Origin of the sequence: Gillisella terrae, assembly GCF_004801395.1 — a bacterium.
Lineage (GTDB): Bacteria > Pseudomonadota > Alphaproteobacteria > Rhizobiales > Rhizobiaceae > Allorhizobium > Allorhizobium terrae.
In genome coordinates this window covers 1-19,103 of the sequence record NZ_SSOA01000008.1, presented here as the reverse complement: position 1 = coordinate 19,103, position 19,103 = coordinate 1, and the positions used below count along the sequence as shown (strand labels likewise).

The following is a 19,103-nucleotide window of genomic DNA, read 5'->3' as shown; positions in this document are numbered from 1 at the left end:
TGATCCCGCCATGTCTCACCACACAATCGCCGCCGATTTGCTCGCACGCATTCGGTCCAAGAGCGCCAAAGCGGCCGTTATCGGGCTTGGCTACGTGGGTCTTCCCTTGGGCATGAGCATCGCACGGGCCGGTTTCACCGTGATGGGCTTTGATATTGACGCCAGCAAAATCGACGCCATTGACGCCAGAAAAAGCTATATCGAAGCCGTGCCGGATCATATTCTCGAAGCAGAATGTGAGGCGGGCCGTTTCAGTGCCACAACAGATTTTTTGCAATTGGCCGATTATGATGTGATTGCCATTTGCGTGCCCACTCCCCTCACCCGCCACCGCGATCCTGATCTTTCCTACGTGGAAAATACCTGTCGGCAGATTTCGCGCTCCTTGCGCCCCGGCCAATTGATTGTGCTGGAATCCACCACTTACCCCGGCACCACCGAGGAAGTGGTCAAGCCCATTCTGGAAACCTCGGAATTGCGCGCAGGCGAGCATTTCTTCCTCGGCTTTTCGCCGGAGCGTGAAGATCCCGGCAATCGCGAGTTTGAAACCTCCACCATCCCGAAAGTCATTGCCGGTGATGGAGCAGAAGCATCGGCCATGATGGCGGCATTTTATGGCGCGGTGGTCAAAACCATTGTGCCGGTATCGTCCACGGCCACCGCCGAAGCCGTGAAGCTGACAGAAAACATCTTCCGCGCCGTCAATATTGCGCTGGTGAACGAGTTGAAGCTGGTTTACGACGCCATGGGCATCGACGTGTGGGAAGTGATTGATGCAGCCAAAACCAAGCCCTTTGGCTATATGCCGTTTTACCCCGGCCCCGGCCTTGGTGGTCATTGCATTCCTATTGATCCCTTTTACCTGACGTGGAAATCGCGCGAGTTTGACCAGCCCACCCGCTTTATTGAGCTGGCTGGCGAGATCAACACCGCCATGCCCCATCATGTGGTGGAAAAGTTGGCCGAAGCGCTGGATCGCAAGGCAGGCAAGGCGCTCAGCCGCTCGCGTGTGCTGGTGATGGGGCTGGCCTATAAGAAAAACGTGCCTGACATTCGCGAAAGCCCATCGCTGCGACTGATGGAGCTCATTTTGGAACGCGGTGCGGAGGTCTCCTACTTTGACCCGTTTATTGCGGAAATTCCAAAGACCCGCGAATACAGCCACCTGAAGGGTCGGCGCAGTGTGGAGTGGAGTGAAGACAATCTCTCATCCTTCGATGCAGTGCTGATTGCCACCGACCACGACACGGTTGATTACCAGACGCTGGCCGATTGGTGCCCGCTGATCGTCGATACCCGCAACACATTCGCCCGTCGCCAGATTTCTGGCCAAACTGTTATAAAGGCTTGAAACCTCATGAGCCGTCTCGATAGCTTTATCAACCGCATGAGCGCCCAGCGCGATCTGCTCAATCACATTCGCGACACCTATCCCCTCCCAGACGGTCCCATTCTTGAAGTGGGTCTGGGCAATGGCCGCACCTATAGCCACCTGCGCGAAAACTTTTCCAACCACCGCATTATCGCGTTTGACCGCCAGCTTGGCGCACACAAAAGCTCAATTCCAGCAGAAGGTGATCTGGTTTTGGGTGAAATTGCCGAGAAAGGTCAGGATTTCATCGGCTGCGGCGCTGCCATGGTACACGCCGATATTGGCACAGGTTACCCGGACAAGGACGCGGTGACGCTGACGTGGCTGCCGGATATGGTGGCCGGAATGCTGACTGTTGGGGGAATTGCCCTGTGCGGGCTGCCACTGAACCATGACAGGCTGGAAGCGCTGCCCATGTTGGAAACGATCGAAAAGGACCGCTATTTTCTCTATCGTCGCAGCCGATAAAACTGCGACAAAATACCACAGACTAAAACGCCTTAGAAAAGCCCAAAACGCCATTCAAACAGCTCAAGTCAGACGGGATCAGCGTGGCGCATGCGACTGCTATCCAGCTCAGACGTTGCCGTTCTCAAGCGTTCGGCCAAGGCACGGCTAATCTCAAGACCCATCCGTGGACTATCAGACATTACTTTTGAAAGACATTCCTTGCCAATGCGCAACGCATCAACCGGGGTTGTGGCACGGGCAGTGACAGTTCTCGGACCGTCGCAGAGCAAAGACATTTCACCGATGATCGATTGGCACTTGGCTTCGCCCAATTTGGTTTCGCCGCCGGGAAATTCGCTAAGAAGATCAACCTGTCCGCACAAAATGACGTAGGCGGCATCCCCGCCGTCACCCTGATGAAACAGCTCGTCACCGGCATTATACGTCACCCGTTGCGAGGCAAAAGCCAACAACTTCAACTTGCATGGATCAACATGCTTGAAGTAGGGCACGCTCCGCAATAACTGCACTTCGTCTCTCAGTAACATCTTTGCCACCAGCTCCTCTGTGCAGGTGGCATGAAACTTTATGCCACCAACGTTTTGAAGATACCATTTTCTTTATCAAGAGTCTCGTACGATCCGTCCGCGACCACTGATCCATTGTCGAATACAACAACACGATCAAAGTTTTTTGACAATGATGTGTTCGACAACACCCACATGATTGTCGGATCATTGTCCTGCTGTTGCAAAAATGCAAGCACATCTCGCACAATATCTTCCTGGGCGCGCCGATCCAGACCCGGCAATGGCTTATTAAAGATATAATAATCGCAGCGACGCACAAGGGCGCGCGCCAAATTAAGCTTATGGCGCTGGGCAATTGTTAAGCGGCGCCCGCCACTTCCCACGTCAAATTCCAGCCCAAGGGCCAGAAAGCGATCGGATAGACCCTTTTGAATCGAAAGGCGCTGGGCAATTTCGCGAAACTTCGCGAGTGCTCCGGGGTTACGGTGGGCCAGTTTTCCAAAAATCACGTTTTCGCGCAACGATGCCGACGCCATGTAGCGATGCGGATCGTAGCGTTCAATGCTATTGCGCAATTCAGGTGATAAATTATCGTGAAACTGGTCGCGCGAGACGACAATTTTATCCATGATTTCATCTGTCAGCACACCCAGACGATAACGCGGCTCGACATAATTGAAGCTCAGACGAATCATGGCGCGCTGCTCTTCTTCGGTCGGCGCGGGCTTGGTGCGCCCCTGCAAACGCTGAAGAATCTGCTGATAATAAACGACATCATCAGCGGTCAGCACATCGAGCTGCTGGAAAAACGGGTGATCGGCCGGCAAACCCGCAAAGATCTCGACAAGGTTTTCGGCAATCATAAAGCCCATTTCATAGAACAGGCTCAGAAGTCCCGCCCGCTCCAGAACGGCATAGAAATAATCGCTTTTATGGGTGAAGACCGGCATATCGGCGACCGGCCTCAACGTGCCAAACAACAGATTTTCGCCGACCGTCGCTTCGCTATTGTAGCTGCTGGGATCAAAATGAACCACGAGATTGGACAGTCCAAGGGTGCGCAACTCCTCGCGCAGTGCCAGCCGCAGCTCGACAACCCGCTCGGTCAGATCCGGATATTCCAGCGGATCAACAATGGAATGCAACGCCAATTCCAGCACATCATTGGTCAGCTGCACCGCGTCCAACGCACCAATAATTGAATCGCGCAAATCGCCCGGCTTGCCATTCAGCACCGATGTCGCGCGCCGATCCAGCCAATCGGCATTCAAATCCAGATCGCTGTTGTCAACCAATTGCGCTTCGCGCACATCCCAGCGCCGCTGCGCTGCCTCGCGACCCGTGTAATTGACTGAGTTTGTTGGTGCATGTTTCAATCCATAGATCAGATTGTCTTTCAAACTGGCATGGAAGAAATAGCCATCGGCAGACACGTAAGACATCGCCCGGCCAACCACTGAATCCGGCAGCTCGAGAATATCGACATCCCCCACCGTGACCTTGCCGGACACCGGCCAATTCTGGCGCCCGAAGGCTTCCGCCAGCAGCTCACCACCGCCGCCGTGATTATCAATCACCGCCACCGTTTCACCGGGTGTCAATTTCAGGCTGACATTCTCGACAACTTTTGCGCCACTACCATCCAGCAGCGTCACATTTTGTGCCTGCAACAGGCCCACATGCCCTTGAGGTGATGTCAAGGCCACGGCCAGCAAGGCGGGATCAAGCATATGTTGCGGCTCGAACTGCTCAAGAACCTGCTCGTATTTGACCTGCACATCCTGACGTGACTGGTCCCAATCGATCAACTCCTTCAACGGACCCGGCAAGTCTTTATACGCATTGATAACAGCCACCAGCTGCCCGACGTCCAGACTGCCGCGCAGCGCGAAATAACCGCCGATCGAATAGAACAGGAATGGCGTCAACTGCGAGAGGAAGTTATTGAAAAATTTTACAAAAAACTTCCAACGATAGAGATCGTAGCGAATTTTGTAAATCAGACCCAATCGCTGGGCAATATCAGCGCGTTCATAATTGGAGGTATCATAGGCGTGGATTGCGCCGACGCCATCGACAATTTCGCCAACGCGCCCGGCAAAATGCCGCGCCGTGATCTGACGCCTGCGGCCAAGATCAATCAGGCGCCGGCGCATTTTGGGGATGATGCCGACCTGCAAGGCGACCATGACGCCGGCAATCATGCCAAGCCACAGGCTTTGCAAAAAAATAAAACTCAGAGCCGCAATGGCCTGACCGCCCAGCAATGTGGGCTGCACAAAGGCATCACCGGTAAAGCCGCCAAACGGCTCCACCTCGTCTCGCACGATGGTGGAAAGCTCCGACGAGTGCACCTGCTTCACGTAACTGGGCGGAAACCGCAAAATCCGGTCAACCAGTTCATAGCGGATACGGCGCAGCAATCGCTCACCCAAACGGCCCTTGTAGGTGTTGATGTAGAATTTGAACAAACCATTGATCACGACGAGCAGCAAAAACACGCCACTGAGCGCCATGAGACTGGTCAAACGATCAAGAGAAATTCCATCGAAATTCAAGGACCAATCGGTCAGGGGTACCTTGTAATCAAAGGCCAGAAAGGCCTGACGGGAATCTGGCTGCTCGAAGCCGGAGCCTTGAATGGGTCCATTGATGATGCGCTTGGGCAAATCAAACGCCAGAAAATAGGGCAGCATGGAAATGATGACGATTGCCAGCACCCAAATCTGCTGTTTTCGCGTGTGCCGCCAAATGTAACGGAGAAGACTTTTATCCATCGTCAGATATTCACGCGGCCCAACAAGCAGTGTCAGGCAGCACGAGAGCCGCCTGTTCAAGGGTACGGAATATAAGCACTGTCAACGCGCGCGCAAAGGTGCAATGCACAAAAGCCGGGCAAAATTCCGTAAAATCGCATCAACGTGATGGGAAAACAGACCAAAAAAACCGCATCACTGCGATCAGCATGATGTAATCCCATTCAGAGTCAATGCTCTTTGCGCGCGCTATACTGTTTATGAGGCGGCAACGCCGGTCAAATCGAGCTTTTCGGCGTGGTGGCATCGTGCCAACCTCCCACCTGCCATCTTGCGAAGTGCAGGCACTTCATCGCGGCAGGTCTGATCAGCATAGGGGCAACGCGGATGAAAGGCGCAGCCTTTTGGCACATTCATGGCATCGGCAATTTCGCCCTTCAGCGGCACACGCTTACGCAGGCGATTTCCACGCGGATCGGGCTGCGGCACGGCAGCCAACAGGGCCTCGGTGTAGGGATGCAGCGGCTTTGCAAACATCTCGGCTGTTGGCCCCACCTCCATCAACCGACCCAGATACATCACCCCCACCCGATCCGAGATATGCTCCACCATCCCAAGATCATGGGTGATGAACAGATAGGTCAGGCCGAATTTTTCCTGCAAATCCTGCATCAGGTTGATGTTTTGCGCCGCCACCGACACATCCAGCGCCGAGACGGCTTCATCGGCGGCGATAAAACTGGGGTTCAATGCCAAGGCACGGGCAATACCAATACGCTGGCGTTGGCCACCCGAAAACGCATGCGGATAGCGCATCACATATTCGGGGCGCAGACCCACCAATCCCAAAAGCTCAGCCACGCGGTCGCGGATTTCGGCAGGCGTTCCCCACCCATGAATGACCAAAGGCTCGCCCACCAGATCCAGAAGCCGCATGCGCGGATTGAGCGACGAATAGGGGTCTTGGAAAATCATCTGCATTTCGCGGCGAATATCGCGCATCTCGAAGTCATTGAGCGCGGTGATATCCACCACCGAGCCATCACCACGGCGAAACAGAATGGAGCCACCGCTGACATCATAGGCACGCAGGATCAGGCGGGCGATGGAGGATTTGCCTGAGCCGCTTTCGCCCACCAGCCCAAAGGTTTCACCTTTCTTGATGTCAAAGCTGATGTCATCGACGGCCTTGATGCTCCCAACCTGTTTGCGCATCCAACCTTTATAAATGGGAAAATGCTTGCGGGCCTCGCGGACAGACACAAGCGTATCCTCTGCCATCGGGGCCAGAGCCTGGGATGTCGGAGAGAGAAGTGCATTGCTCATTGGGCTGCCTCCATGCGATCAGGGTCGGGCATATCGGTTCCGGGATAATGACAGCGGGCAATCTGGCCGCTGTCATATTGCACCACATCGGGCGCACGCACATTGCACACGCCCGCCACCGCCCGTTCGCAGCGGGGATGGAAGGAACAGCCGGACGGCACATTATAGGGGTCTGGCACCATGCCAGAGATGGTGCGCAGGCGTTTGCCATGGCTTTTGCCAAGCCGTGGAATGGAGCCGAGAAGCGCTTGCGTATAGGGATGTTTCGGCTCGTAAAAAATCTCATCCACCGTGCCGGTTTCCACAACCCGGCCCAGATACATCACCGCAATCCGATCGGCGATATCGGCCACCACGCCAAAATTATGGGTGATGAACACAATCGCCATATCCATTTCTTGCTGAAGCGATTTCAGCAATTCCAGAATTTGCGCTTCCGTGGTCACATCCAGCGCCGTGGTGGGCTCATCAGCAATCAGCAGACAGGGATCACAGGCCAGCGCCAAGGCAATCATTGCTCTTTGGCGCATGCCGCCCGAGAGATGGTGCGGGTAATTATCAACAATCTCCTGCGGGCGCGGCATTTGCACCTTGGTCAAAAGCTCGATCGCCCGTTGGCGCGCCTGTGCTTTGGACACCTTTTGATGCAACATCACCGTGCGCATGATCTGGGTGCCGATGGTGTGCACGGGCGAGAGCGCCGTCATCGGCTCCTGAAACACCATGCCGATGTCGCCGCCGCGCAAACTGCGCATGGTTTTGCCAAGTCGCTCCTGCTCAGACAGCACGATTTCTTCACCGTCGCGCTTGCGAAACTGCACCGAACCACCTGCATCCACCGCGTTTTTCGGCAAGAGCCGCATGATGGAGCGCGCCGTCACCGATTTACCAGAGCCGCTTTCGCCAACAATGCCCAGCACCTCGCCGCGATTGACGTGATAAGACACGCCATTGACGGCTTTGACCAGACCGTCGCGCGTGGGGAAGTGAACGCCGACATCGTTTAATTGCAGAATACGCTCGAGTGGCATGGGAGAATGAGTCATGGTTTCCTTACCTCCTCAATGGCCATAGGGATCAGCGGCATCGCGCAGACCGTCGCCCAAGAAGTTGAAGGCGAGAACAACAAAAATAATCGCAATGCCCGGAGCCAACAGCCACGGTGCCAGCGCAATCGAGCGCAGGTTTTGCGCATCCTGAAGCAACACACCCCAGGACACCACCGGCGGGCGAAGCCCAAGGCCCAAAAAGCTCAAGGCTGTTTCGCCCAAAATCATTTCCGGCACAGCAAGCGTGGTGGCAGCAATGATATGGCTGGTCATGGCGGGCAGCATATGCTTGGTAACAATGCGATATTCGCTGGCACCCGATAGACGCGCTGCCAAAATATAATCCTCGGTTTTCAGCGAATAAAACCGGCCACGCACCACCCGCGCCAGGCTTGTCCAGCCAATCAGGGCCAGAATAATGGTGATCAGCACATAGACTAGCAACGGATCCCAGGTGATTGGAAGCGCCGCCGCAAGACCCATCCACAGCGGAATGGTGGGAATGGAGCGGATAAATTCCATCAACCGCTGGATCGCCCCATCAATCGCGCCGCCATAATAGCCGGACACAGCCCCCATGAAGATGCCGATGAAAAAGGCAAAGGCAACGCCAATCAGGCCCGCAGACAGCGTGACGCGGGCACCATAGAGAATGCGTGAAAACAGATCGCGGCCCAGCGAATCCGTGCCAATCAGGTTGATCTTCTGCTTGGAGCCTTCAATACCAAACAAATGTGTCTTGGTGGGAAACAGACCCAGAAGATCGTAAGCATCGCCTTTGGTGAAAAACGAAATCGGCAAAGGCTTGGAAGTGTCTTCCACATAGATCACCCGCGCCGTTTCAGGATCGCGGCTGCGCTTCAAGCCATAGATAAACGGGCGTTGCAGATTGCCATCATGTATCACGTGAATACGGGTGGGCGGCACAAAGGTGTTGAGCTTATTGATGTCACCCGGATTGTAAGGCGAGATGAAATCGGCAAACACAGTGATGACAATGCAAAAGCCCAGAAAAATCATCGAGGCAAAGGCTAATCTGTGCTTTTTGAACCGCCACCAGATCAGCGTCCAAGGCTTGGCGGTGTAGAGCGCTTCTTCCTTATTGACGCTTGCCGCCAAGGGGGGCTGCTTTGGCTCCACAACAGCTTGAGAACTTTGGGTCAAGTCGGTCATGGGCACCTCACGAGAAGCGAATGCGCGGGTCGGACCAGGCCAGCAGAATGTCGGATAACATTGTGCCGATCACGGTGAACACGCTGAGAATGAGAATGAAACTGCCTGCCAGATACATGTCCTGCATCTGAAGCGCTTTGAGCAAAAGCGGGCCGGTGGTGGGCAGGTTCAGCACCACGGCGGCAATAATATCGCCGGAAAACAGCGCTGGCAGCGCCCAGCCAACCGTCGAGATAAACGGATTGAGGGCAATACGCACCGGATAGCGCCACACCACCTGCCGCTCGGTCATGCCTTGGGCGTAAGCGGTTTCTACATAGGGTTTGCCAATTTCGTCCAGCATATTGGCGCGCATCACGCGGATCAGCCCCGCCGTGCTGCTCACCCCCAGCACCACCACCGGCACCCAAAGGTGTGACAGCAGATTGACAAACCGCGCCCAGGACCACGGCGCCGAGGCATATTCAGCCGAAAACAGCCCGCCGACATCGAGATTGAAATAGGTGAAACTGAGCCACATCAAAATCAGCGCCAGCAGAAACTCCGGCACGCCCTTGCCGATAAAGCCAAAGATGGTGAAAACATAATCGAGAAAAGAATATTGCCGGGTGGCCGAGTAGACGCCAATCGGGATGGCAATGATCCAGGTAAACACCATGGACAGCGACGAGATGGCCAGCGTGAGCCCCAGGCGATCCCAGATCATATCCTTGACATCCATGTTCCACTCTAACGAGCGGCCAAAATCACCATGGAAGATAATCGCACTGATCCATCGCCAATATTGCAGCACAATCGGATCATTCAGCCCGTATTGCTGGCGCATCAGGGCTTCCTGCACATCGGTGATATATTCACCATTGTGGCGCAATTGTCCGACATAGGCCGTGACAAAATCTCCCGGCGGCAGCTGGATGATGACGAAAGATATAAAAGAGACGAAAATCAATGTGGGTATGGCCCACAGGATCCGTCTGACAATCAGGTTGATCATGGCTCCTCCTCCGGGTGATGACACCCGCCGGTTCCAATTTCAGAACGTCAGGCCAGCCCGTGATGGGGTTGGCCGAATATTTTTTGGATGCAGAATCGAGAAGTTGGGCGTTAAAAAAAGACCCCTCCCCAGCCCTCCCCACAAGGGGGAGGGAGTCTGTTGGCGTTCCGGGCAACCGGATAAATTCCCCAACCCTTCTTGTGAGCTGCCACAAGGGTGGCAAAGCACTCAACCTGCTCCCTCCCCCTTGTGGGGAGGGTTGGGGGAGGGGATTTTGGCACAACCGCAACAGTGCCCTGCCCGCTTATTTGTCGAAGTAGAACTGCGCCGGATAGGCAATGCCTTCACCACGGGTCACATCATCATTGATGAGACCGTCGCGGACATTTTTCATGGTGTTTTTATCAATCACCAGCGCTGGCGTTTCACCCACCAAACCAATGACATAGCCCTGCTCCACAAAGGTTTTGATCATGTGATTGGTGGCAGCATCTGCCTCTTCAATCGTGCTGGCACCGGCCGCCTTATCCCAATCAGCCCACAGCGAGCGAATGGGCGAATCCTTCGGCGGCTCCATGCCGGAAGCACCCTTGGTTTGATACCAGGTGTAATATTGCTCGGCATAACCATCGTCACCCAGCATCAGGCGAGGATCGGAAGGCACAATCGAGAGCCGGTCAAACGGCGTATATTGCATCTGGAAATTATTGTTATCGCGATTGGAATCGTATTGCGTACGGTCAATCACGCGCGGCAGCAGCTCCACGCCAATGTCACGCCAATTATCGCGGATCATCTCCAGCGTATTGGCAAAGGCATCCAGATAGGTTTCCACCACAATGGAAACCCGCTTGCCGTCCTTGTCCAGCCGGAAACCATCGCCATCGCGCTTGGTGAGGCCAATCTTGTCGAGCAATTCGTTGGCTTTATCCGCATCATGCTCGGTCCAATGCTGGGCCAGCTCTTCATTATAATAGGGCGAACTTGAAACCGGCGACGCAGAGCGTGCCTTGCCAAGCCCCGATTGCGACAATTCGTTGATGGTGTCGCGATCAATGGCAATGCTCAAGGCGTGCCGGAAATCGATGTTGTTGATCAGCGCATTCAGGCCCGGATCCTTGACGGTGAGATTGGGCACCAGAGACCAGGTTTCCGCATTGATCCACTTCAAAACCTTGTAATCACCGCGCTTTTCATTTTCTTTATAGAAGGTGAAATCACCATTGAAAGTGTAGCGCTGCTGCATGTCGATCTGGCCTTGAACGACCATCAGGTTGAAATTTTCCTGACCGTCAAACAGCTTGTGCTCAATCCGGTCGATATAGGGCAGCTGATTGCCCGCCTTATCAACCATGTAATAATAGGGGTTGCGCTCCATCACCATCACATCGGCAGGCGGCGGTGTGACAATTTTCCACGGCGTGATCACAGGCAGATCGGGGTTCTGGTTCCAAGCCGTAATCGGTCCTTTGGAGCTCCAGAGGTCAGACCATTTCTTCACGCCCTTTTCAGCCACCACCTTATCAAGGGCAGCCTTATCGGCATATTTCGGCATGAAATTCTTCAGATAATGCTTCGGCATAATGAAGGATGGACGATCGAGACTTGGCTCGCCGGTGGAATCTTTCGCCAAAATGGTGAGGAAATACACATAGGGCTGGGCAAATTTGACCTTGAAGGTGCGCCCATCAACAATCTCCACCTCCAAAGGCTTGCCGCCCGGCGCATAGAGCGTATCAATGGTCGGCACGATATCCTTGTTCATAAAGACATCTTCGTACCAGAACTTCACGTCTTCGGTGGTGACAGGCACGCCATCTGACCACTTCAAACCGTCGAGCAGCGTGAAGGTAAATTCCTTGCCATCCGGGCTCATGCTGTAGCTTTCGATGAAGGTCGGAATCATCTTTAGCTTGCCATCGGCCCCTTGGGTGAATTTGAGCGCCCGCTCCTCAATCAGCTTGGTCGGTCCCCAGCGGTCGCCGGGGCCTTTATAGGCGCGGTGCCATGTGCCGCCAAATTTGCCAATGCTTTCCACATCCAGCACACGCGGATGAGCTGGCAAACGCTGATCAACCGGCGGCAGCTTGCCCGCCTTCACCTCTGCATCCAGCATGGGGGATTGTTGAAACGCAAATGCGGCTTGCGCGCCCATGCCAATGATGAGCGCAGCAATCGATACCGTAAAAATATTTTTATTAATTGTCATGTTTCCCTCCTCTTCCAAATTCTACCCCACACCTCCAATGGGGGGCAAAATCGTCCTTTAAGACAGGCTCGTAGATCGCTCTCGAAAAATCAAGAACAAAAATATTTTCATTTCATTTTCTGTCAAAAAAATATATTTATTCCGCATAGAAGGGATTGGTGAACAGCTGCGGCGCTTGATCGCGCCAGACCTCGAAGCGCAAAAAGCGGCCGGAGAAGGTTCGCTCCAATGTCATTGTAGTTTGATCAGCGTGGCGATGGCCAACCACCCCCTCTTCGGTGATAACCCGAATTTCGTCACCTTCCACAAGACCGGTAAACGCAAATGTCAAAGCTGTGCCTGCGGCCACCCGATCACCAAACACCGGGCTGCCATCGCCCCGCGGCGTCACCATCACCGCATCCGGTGATGCGGTGACAACATTGCGCCCATCGCGCACGGCTTTGAGAATATCGGCAATCGAGCCGCTATCGGCATAGAGATTATTGGCGGGATAGCCATGGCGGCGGCGGTTCTTTAAATGAAAATCACTGCCACCCGTGGCTGGAATGCGACGGCCAGCGACCAGCAATTCCTGCCAGAAGGCCAGCCCTTGCTCGTTCATCACCGACCAGTTGCCATTCCAGATTTCATAGGCATCAAAGGCCACATCAAAACCGGATTGCCAGCGACCACCGGCGGAATTCTGGAACGGATGATTGATGACAATCGTCGCCCCTTTATCGTGCGCTTCCTGCATTTTGTCTGCCACGTCTTTCGGCGAGCGACAACGCCAGTCCTCGAGCGGCTGGGCCAACCCGTGGAAATTGGTATGGCCGTAAAAAGACGTCAACTCCATCGCCGGAATGACCAATATGCCCGGATCATCGGGGCAAATGGCATTTTGCGACACCGTGTTGTGGTCGGTAATCGACACAAAATCGAGCCGGGATGCCCGCGCCCGATAAATCGCATCCAGCACGGTCACCCCGCCATCGGAGTGTTCCGAGTGGCTGTGCAGATCGCCCACCAGCCAGCGCTGCCGTTTGGGCGTCAGCCGTATATGCAGATCCACCTTGCAATCGGGGCCAATTTTGACAATGCCCAGCACCACATGCCAGAACCCTTGCAACGGCCCTTTATCATAACCGGGCGTGGCACGATCTGCTTCCAGCGTGATATGGCCGCGCTCGGCCCCGGTCCAGCCGCGCATGCGACCATGCTGGGCAACCCCAAGATCAATCACGCTGCCACCACCACCAAAAGGAAAGTGATAGCTGACATCAATCCGCTCGATATCCGCCCCAACCTCAAACGGAATTTCGATGAAGGATTTTTCGCCCTCCGGAAACTGATCGATGATGTGATGAAAATCTTGATAGGTATCCACGTCGCTCTCCCTCGACACGAGATTCTGCCCGGTTCATCTTGAACCGGGCAACTTCAAAAATATTGTGTGCTGTTTGCCTTCTCAGGCGCGGGTTTGCGCCTTTGCCTGAAAACGTTGACGTGTTACGGCGCAATCTGTTGCTGTGACAATTTCAACGTGATGACTTCAAACGGCATGAAGGTGAGCGTTAGCCCATCCTTACCAATAGCGAATGCTTCTCCGCCCTCTTCCAGCAGATCAACAATCTTCGCCGTTTTGAAACGTGCATCCGGCACAAGATGTGCGGATTGGCGCGCGCCCGTTGTCTCCCACAGGCGAATGATCACACCATCATCGTCCTCGGCCTTTTTAACCGCTTCCAGCGTGATATTTTTTGTCTTCACCTCAATCAGGGGCGTTGTCGACACATCTGCCGCAACAGGGCTGACCGCACCGCGCAACAGCCGAAGCGGCATGTTGAAATCTTCAGCGGCGCAATGAACCGCATTCTTGTCGCCATCATGGATGAACAAGGCATAGCGGAAATGGTGCTCGCCCTGATCGGCCTCCGGCCACGGATAGGTGGGGGAGCGCAGCAAGGTCAGGCGCAGCTCTGTGCCTTTGGCATCATAACCATATTTGCAATCATTGAGCAGCGCGACACCAAAATCCGGCTCGCTCATATCCACCCAACGCTGCATGGAGCATTCAAAGCGGGCACGATCCCAGGATGTGTTGCGATGCGTGGCGCGCTTGACATGGCCAAACTGAATTTCGGCATCCACCGCCGCCGCGTTGATGGCCAGCGGAAACGCCGCTTTCACCAACGTATTATGCTCATGCCAATCGATGAATGTATCAATCTCCACCTGCCGCGCACCGGCCAGCAGAGACACGACCTGCACCAGTTTTGAGCGCTCATAGGCCCACTCAAACCGGATTGCGGCCCGCAAGGGGCCTGTTTCAACCACCTCTGCGCGCACAAGCTGATCAATTTCAAAGATCTGATCTTCAAAATCATCATCAATATCCCAGGCGTCAAACTGGGCAGGCATATCGCGAAAGGCTTGCAAACGGTTGGCCAAAGCACCGCGCGGCAAAATATCACGCCCGGTTTTTGCATCCACCAACGCTGTGATGCGCCCGGCCTCATCAAACCGCACCGACACCAGACCATTGGTCAAGTGCTGCACCGAAACCGAAAGCCGGTCATCTGCAACAACCGGTAAAACCACGGTCGCAGGCTCTGCCAAAGCAAGCGGCGCAACATCGCTCGCCATTGCCGCAAAACGGGTTTTTCCATCTGCACCGACAAGAACCTGCTCGGCATGAGCGGCAAAGCTTTGATCATCGCAAATCAAACCGCTGCGGGCGCGGGCCGTGGCATTCAACACAACCACATCGGAGGTGCGCGGCAATACTGACAGCAAAGATTGCTTCAGCACACTCGCCTCATCGAAAAAGCGGGCGTAATCGACATCACTATCGTCATAAACCGCCCCAATCGAGGAACCGGGCAAAATATCATGAAACTGATTGAGCATCACAATATCCCACAGCGCTCTGAGAGCCTGTGCGGGATAGGCCGCCCCGGTCTGCACCTGCGCCATCACCGCCAAGGTTTCCAATTCGCGCAGCTCAATCTCGGCCTTGCGGTTATGGCGCTTGTTTTTGGCAACAGATGTCAGTGTACCACGATGGAATTCCGCATAAAGCTCACCCACCCACACCGGATAACGCTCTGGATTGGCCTGCATACGGCCAATCAGGCCTTCAAAAAACGGCCTCATCGGCGCGTGTTTTACTGTCGGGCAGCCCGGAATCCCCTGCTCCATGCGACGAATATTGTGCAGCATTTCGCGGGTCGGGCCGCCGCCGCCATCGCCATGGCCGTAGACCAGAAACAGTTCAGAATTCAAATCCTGCTGGCCATGACGCCGCCACGTCCCCATCACATGGGTTGGCTTGAGATTGGGGCAATAGGTGGTGTTATAGGTCTGGGAATCATAAGGCTGAGTGGTCAGGAAATAGGCCACCACCTGTGAGCCATCAATGCCCTGCCAGAACATGGTCTCGTTCGGCATCCGGTTGGTGTCATTCCATGACAGTTTATGAGTCACAAAACTATCCAGCCCGGATTTTGCCATCAGCTGCGGCAAAGCAGCCGAATAGCCAAAAGTATCGGGCAGCCAGATCATCCGAGGCCGGACATCAAACGTCTTCTGATGATAGCGCACACCATAGAGAATGTGGCGCACCAGCGCCTCGCCGCCGGTGATGTTCACATCCGGCTCCAACCAAAGCGCGCCTTCAATTTCAAAGCGGCCAGTTTTAACCTCAGCCTTGATGCGGCTGAACAGTTCGGGATAATCCTCGCGCAGATAATCCAAAAGCACGCATTGGTTATACATGAACTGGTAATCGGGAAAATCCTGCATCAAGGACAGAGCCGTGGCCATGGAACGGGCCATTTTCTGGCGCGTTTCACGCACCCGCCAAAGCCATGCCACGTCAATATGCGTATGGCCGGTGGCAACAATCACCGGCTTTTCCTCGAAATCGACCGCCTGATAGATCGCAGCCGCGACCTCTCTCGCCGCAGCCACCGAAGCCTTGAAGCGCGCATCATTGCCGGGGCGCAAATCCAGCACATCAATGGCTGCATTCAAGCGTCCCAAAATGAAATGACGGCGCGGATCATCTTCTTTCAGCAAACGCGCCACATCCAGCGGCACGCGCAGATCATAGTAAAGGTTCTCGACCTCCAGATCATGCACCTGCATTTGCAGCGCAAACCCCAGCTGACGACGATCTTCAATCGTGCCCGCCTCAATCAGAATATCGAACTGCTCACCCGCTTTGCCACTGTTCGTCAGCAGAAACTCCCGGTGATTGCCATCAACACCCTGCTGGATGCGTCCATTAACGCGCACCAGACATTGCGGATCGCACCGCCCCATCACGGAGCCAAACGCCGCTTCCACCCGACAGACAATGCGACGCCCCTCGGCGGCGGCCGGCAAAATCGCAGAACCGCCAAACCAGTAATATCCATCTGGCTCACCCCATACCAGATCCCGCGACACCGGTATCCAGCCCTCGCGACTTTCCAAGGCCACCGCTGCGCGCTCACCGGACAAGGCTTGGCGAAACACCAGCGGCACATCGCAATCCAGTGATAAAAACACACGCTCCCGAAGACGAGACAGGAGGTGGTCGAGTTTACGGATTCGGTTCATGGATTTTCAATCCTGCATCATCAAAAGCGGCGTCGATCAATCTGCTGGACAAGCCATCAAACTGTGAAATTAAAAAAATATTTTCACTATCACTGCGATAATTGTGAATAGGAATTGGCTTCCATCCCGAACATAGCTTTATCTCCTCCCTGAAACACCAAGCCAATGGCATGAAACACGATCATATACCACCAATAGCGTGTTACAAGCCTCTTGCGAACACTCGCTTCGCTTTTGCCTTCAATTTCAATACAGAAAATATTTTCATAAAACCTTTACCCATCCGTAGGCAGTCGGATTCCTGTTCGTCGTGACCTGGCCCCTTAGAACGAATAGATTTTGAAGTAAGCTCTGGCCGATTGAGAGGATCAGAGAATGAAGCGCAACCGTTTTACAGACGAGCAGATTATCGGGATATTGAAGGAGCATGAGGCCGGCACGCCTGTGTTGGAGCTTTGCCGTCAGCATCTATAAATGGAAGGCCAAATACGGCGGCATGGACGTTTCGGAAGCCAAGCGGCTTAAGACACTGAAGGACGAGAACGCGAAGCTGACAGTGCACAAGCGCGGCGGTCGCAAGCGAGCAATAGGTACACGAGCACCGATGCTGGTTCCGATGGCAGCCAATGATCACCGGCCACACTCCGGTCTCGGCTGGATGGCACCTGCCGATTTCGCTCATGCAATAAACCCGCAAAGTGATGCGGGCTTAAGCAGCCGAAATGGCTCCGCACCGCAACCCGCCGCTACTGACCAAAATACAGCAAACCAAAACCGCTGGAGCGAACTCAAAACTGGATAAAACTTAGGGGCAAGGGCAGTCGACTTCGATCAGAACAGCTTTCATGCGGGCAACTCCGGCTTTTGATAGATATGATTATTGATGAACAGTGCAGATTGGAAGGGCCTTTGCCAAACATCGCGCAATCGCGACGCATCATCAAACATCGCGTCTGGCAAGATCGATCAGTCCGCGCGGCAAACTGTTCATGCATTCGGCTCCATGCGGAGTCACCAGAAACTGATCTTCGATCATCAACGCACCGAAATTCTGGCCATAGAATGGAGCTTCGAGCGCCACCACCATATCTGCCGCAATCACCTCTTGGTTGCTCGCCGAAAAGAACGGCCACTCCTCTATACCGACACTACCCCCAACGGAGTGCCCAAAATGTCCCCTGTAATATTCACCAAAACCATCGCGCCTCATGGACCGTAGCATTGCATCGTGAACCGTCGCAAAACTATTCCCCGGTCTGATCTGTTCGAGACCGGCATGGAAAGCGGTTTCGAGCGCTTTAAAGATCTCCCGCGCCAATGGCGACGGCGGGCCATAGGTAAAAGTGCGGGCACTATCAGAAGAATAGCCTTCCACCAGCGTTCCGACGTCTGCCTTGATAAGGGCACCAGACGTGACCTTGGCACGCACGTCCGAAAGATTTGGCCCAACAGAAATGAAATCCCAATGACCACTCAGTGTAAAATCACCCGATGTGGCCGTATCTTGCGCACCTGACTGCCAGGCTTGGGAAAGATCTCTGACAGATGCTTCCAGGCGAACCGCCTCCATCATACGCTTTAACCCACCCTCAGCGGCGATTGCCGCCCGCTTTAGCCTTGCTATTTCACGCGGCGTCTTGACCGAGCGCAAGCGCCTCAACAGGAGTGAGCCATCAACCCACTGAACTTGAGGTAAGGCGCGTTTCAAAGCCTCGAAATCGGCAGCAGGCATGAATTCGAGATCAACCCCGATCTTTCCGCCACCCAGGCCTCGTTCGTTCAACAGATCAGACAAGAGATTGAAGCTGACGGCGCGATCGAATGTTTCCGGCCTCGCTCCCCCTCCTCCGGCAGCTCTATAAGCATCGTCAATGTCAGCAGGATCCTTCACCCCCAGGAGATCCACCGTATCGATCCATATACGGTGCGTGCGAAGATCAACATCGGGTGCCTTCTGACGTACGCCCCCTGCGGCATGATCACTTGCAATCGCGCCAAGGGGCGAGATCGCATCCGCTGGTACCAGCGCAATCGCAGCGCCCGCCCTACCCCACATCGTGGCAACGCCAGCAGAAGCCCCGATTGCATATTGAAAGGCTTCTGGCTGAAACAAGACTAAAGCATCCAGCCCGACCTCCCCCATCAACCTCTCCGCTCGTTTCCTGTCGATATCGCTCACAGCTACTCTCCATGCCAAACCCGCGATGGCTTAGACCACGCGGGATAAAAGCGCCAGATGTGATTATTCATGAGAGGACAGAAGCGGTAAGCAAACCCAGATTCTAACCTTCACATATTCTGGTTCAGAAAGGGCTGTTCAGAGCCAGTGATCTTGAACGTGCGGTCTCGGGAAGTTGACCGCGCGATTTGGTTTCTGGTGTAGTCCACCCCAAGAATCAAAAAACCCCGCAGCATGTGCTACGGGGTTTTTTTGATATTTGGTTGCGGGGGCAGGATTTGAACCTGCGGCCTTCAGGTTATGAGCCTGACGAGCTACCGGGCTGCTCCACCCCGCGGAATAGTGATCTGGCGTTGGGCGGAAGCCCGGTCGTTTATTTGTTTTGTCCGTTCTCGGAAGCGATGCTTCCTGTGATCGGACGGGGCTGCTCCACCCCGCGTTATGCTTGAATGCAAAAGGGCCGCTTGAGCGACCCATT

Annotated in this window: 12 protein-coding genes, 1 tRNA gene and 1 pseudogene; 3 read left to right on the top strand and 11 right to left on the bottom strand. The window is 54.6% G+C overall.

The window, feature by feature from the left end; all coding sequences use genetic code 11:
- Nucleotides 1-10: 10 nt before the first annotated feature.
- Nucleotides 11-1,351 (top strand): nucleotide sugar dehydrogenase, encoded by a 1,341-nt coding sequence (locus E6C51_RS14450; protein ID WP_190236477.1) that lies wholly within the window; start codon nt 11-13, stop codon nt 1,349-1,351.
- A 6-nt stretch (nt 1,352-1,357) separates the two neighbouring features.
- Nucleotides 1,358-1,840, top strand: a complete 483-nt coding sequence (locus E6C51_RS14445; RefSeq protein ID WP_190236476.1) for a class I SAM-dependent methyltransferase — start codon at nt 1,358-1,360, stop codon at nt 1,838-1,840.
- A gap of 68 nt (nt 1,841-1,908) precedes the next feature.
- Here the strand turns inward: E6C51_RS14445 and E6C51_RS14440 are convergent, their stop codons facing one another.
- From E6C51_RS14440 to E6C51_RS14400, 9 genes are all read right to left on the bottom strand, one after another.
- Nucleotides 1,909-2,370: a cyclic nucleotide-binding domain-containing protein gene (locus E6C51_RS14440; protein ID WP_146937158.1), complete on the bottom strand. Its 462-nt coding sequence runs from the start codon at nt 2,368-2,370 to the stop codon at nt 1,909-1,911.
- Nucleotides 2,371-2,408: 38 nt separating this feature from the next.
- Entirely contained in the window at nt 2,409-5,129 is a 2,721-nt protein-coding gene (locus E6C51_RS14435) for an ABC transporter transmembrane domain-containing protein (protein ID WP_146937160.1), read from the bottom strand.
- Nucleotides 5,130-5,366: 237 nt separating this feature from the next.
- Nucleotides 5,367-6,434 carry an ABC transporter ATP-binding protein gene (locus tag E6C51_RS14430; RefSeq protein WP_230987331.1) on the bottom strand — a complete coding sequence of 356 codons (1,068 nt, stop codon included), beginning with the start codon at nt 6,432-6,434 and terminating at the stop codon, nt 5,367-5,369.
- On the bottom strand, nt 6,431-7,480 hold the full coding sequence (locus E6C51_RS14425) for an ABC transporter ATP-binding protein (RefSeq protein ID WP_210235008.1): 1,050 nt from the start codon (nt 7,478-7,480) through the stop codon (nt 6,431-6,433). The genes E6C51_RS14430 and E6C51_RS14425 overlap by 4 nt, the downstream gene beginning before the upstream one ends.
- Nucleotides 7,481-7,495: 15 nt before the next feature.
- A complete protein-coding gene (locus tag E6C51_RS14420; protein WP_190236475.1) occupies nt 7,496-8,656 on the bottom strand; it encodes an ABC transporter permease in 1,161 nt (386 codons plus the stop codon).
- 7 nt (nt 8,657-8,663) lie between these two features.
- The gene (locus E6C51_RS14415; RefSeq protein WP_190236474.1) at nt 8,664-9,650 is read right to left on the bottom strand and encodes an ABC transporter permease; all 987 of its coding nucleotides are present in this window, start codon (nt 9,648-9,650) and stop codon (nt 8,664-8,666) included.
- A gap of 304 nt (nt 9,651-9,954) precedes the next feature.
- Nucleotides 9,955-11,859 (bottom strand): ABC transporter substrate-binding protein, encoded by a 1,905-nt coding sequence (locus E6C51_RS14410; RefSeq protein WP_190236473.1) that lies wholly within the window; start codon nt 11,857-11,859, stop codon nt 9,955-9,957.
- A gap of 136 nt (nt 11,860-11,995) precedes the next feature.
- Nucleotides 11,996-13,228 (bottom strand): CehA/McbA family metallohydrolase, encoded by a 1,233-nt coding sequence (locus E6C51_RS14405; RefSeq protein WP_190236472.1) that lies wholly within the window; start codon nt 13,226-13,228, stop codon nt 11,996-11,998.
- Between the two features lie 122 nt (nt 13,229-13,350).
- Nucleotides 13,351-16,446 carry an alpha-mannosidase gene (locus tag E6C51_RS14400; protein ID WP_190236471.1) on the bottom strand — a complete coding sequence of 1,032 codons (3,096 nt, stop codon included), beginning with the start codon at nt 16,444-16,446 and terminating at the stop codon, nt 13,351-13,353.
- Nucleotides 16,447-16,821: 375 nt separating this feature from the next.
- Between E6C51_RS14400 and E6C51_RS20180 the strand changes: the two are divergent.
- A pseudogene (locus tag E6C51_RS20180) lies at nt 16,822-16,999 on the top strand (transposase); the annotation flags it as partial.
- Between the two features lie 387 nt (nt 17,000-17,386).
- Here E6C51_RS20180 and E6C51_RS14390 read toward each other — a convergent pair.
- Both E6C51_RS14390 and E6C51_RS14385 read right to left on the bottom strand, forming a co-directional pair.
- Nucleotides 17,387-18,625 (bottom strand): M24 family metallopeptidase, encoded by a 1,239-nt coding sequence (locus tag E6C51_RS14390; protein WP_190236470.1) that lies wholly within the window; start codon nt 18,623-18,625, stop codon nt 17,387-17,389.
- Nucleotides 18,626-18,885: 260 nt separating this feature from the next.
- A tRNA-Met gene (locus E6C51_RS14385) sits at nt 18,886-18,962 on the bottom strand.
- Nucleotides 18,963-19,103: the final 141 nt, after the last annotated feature.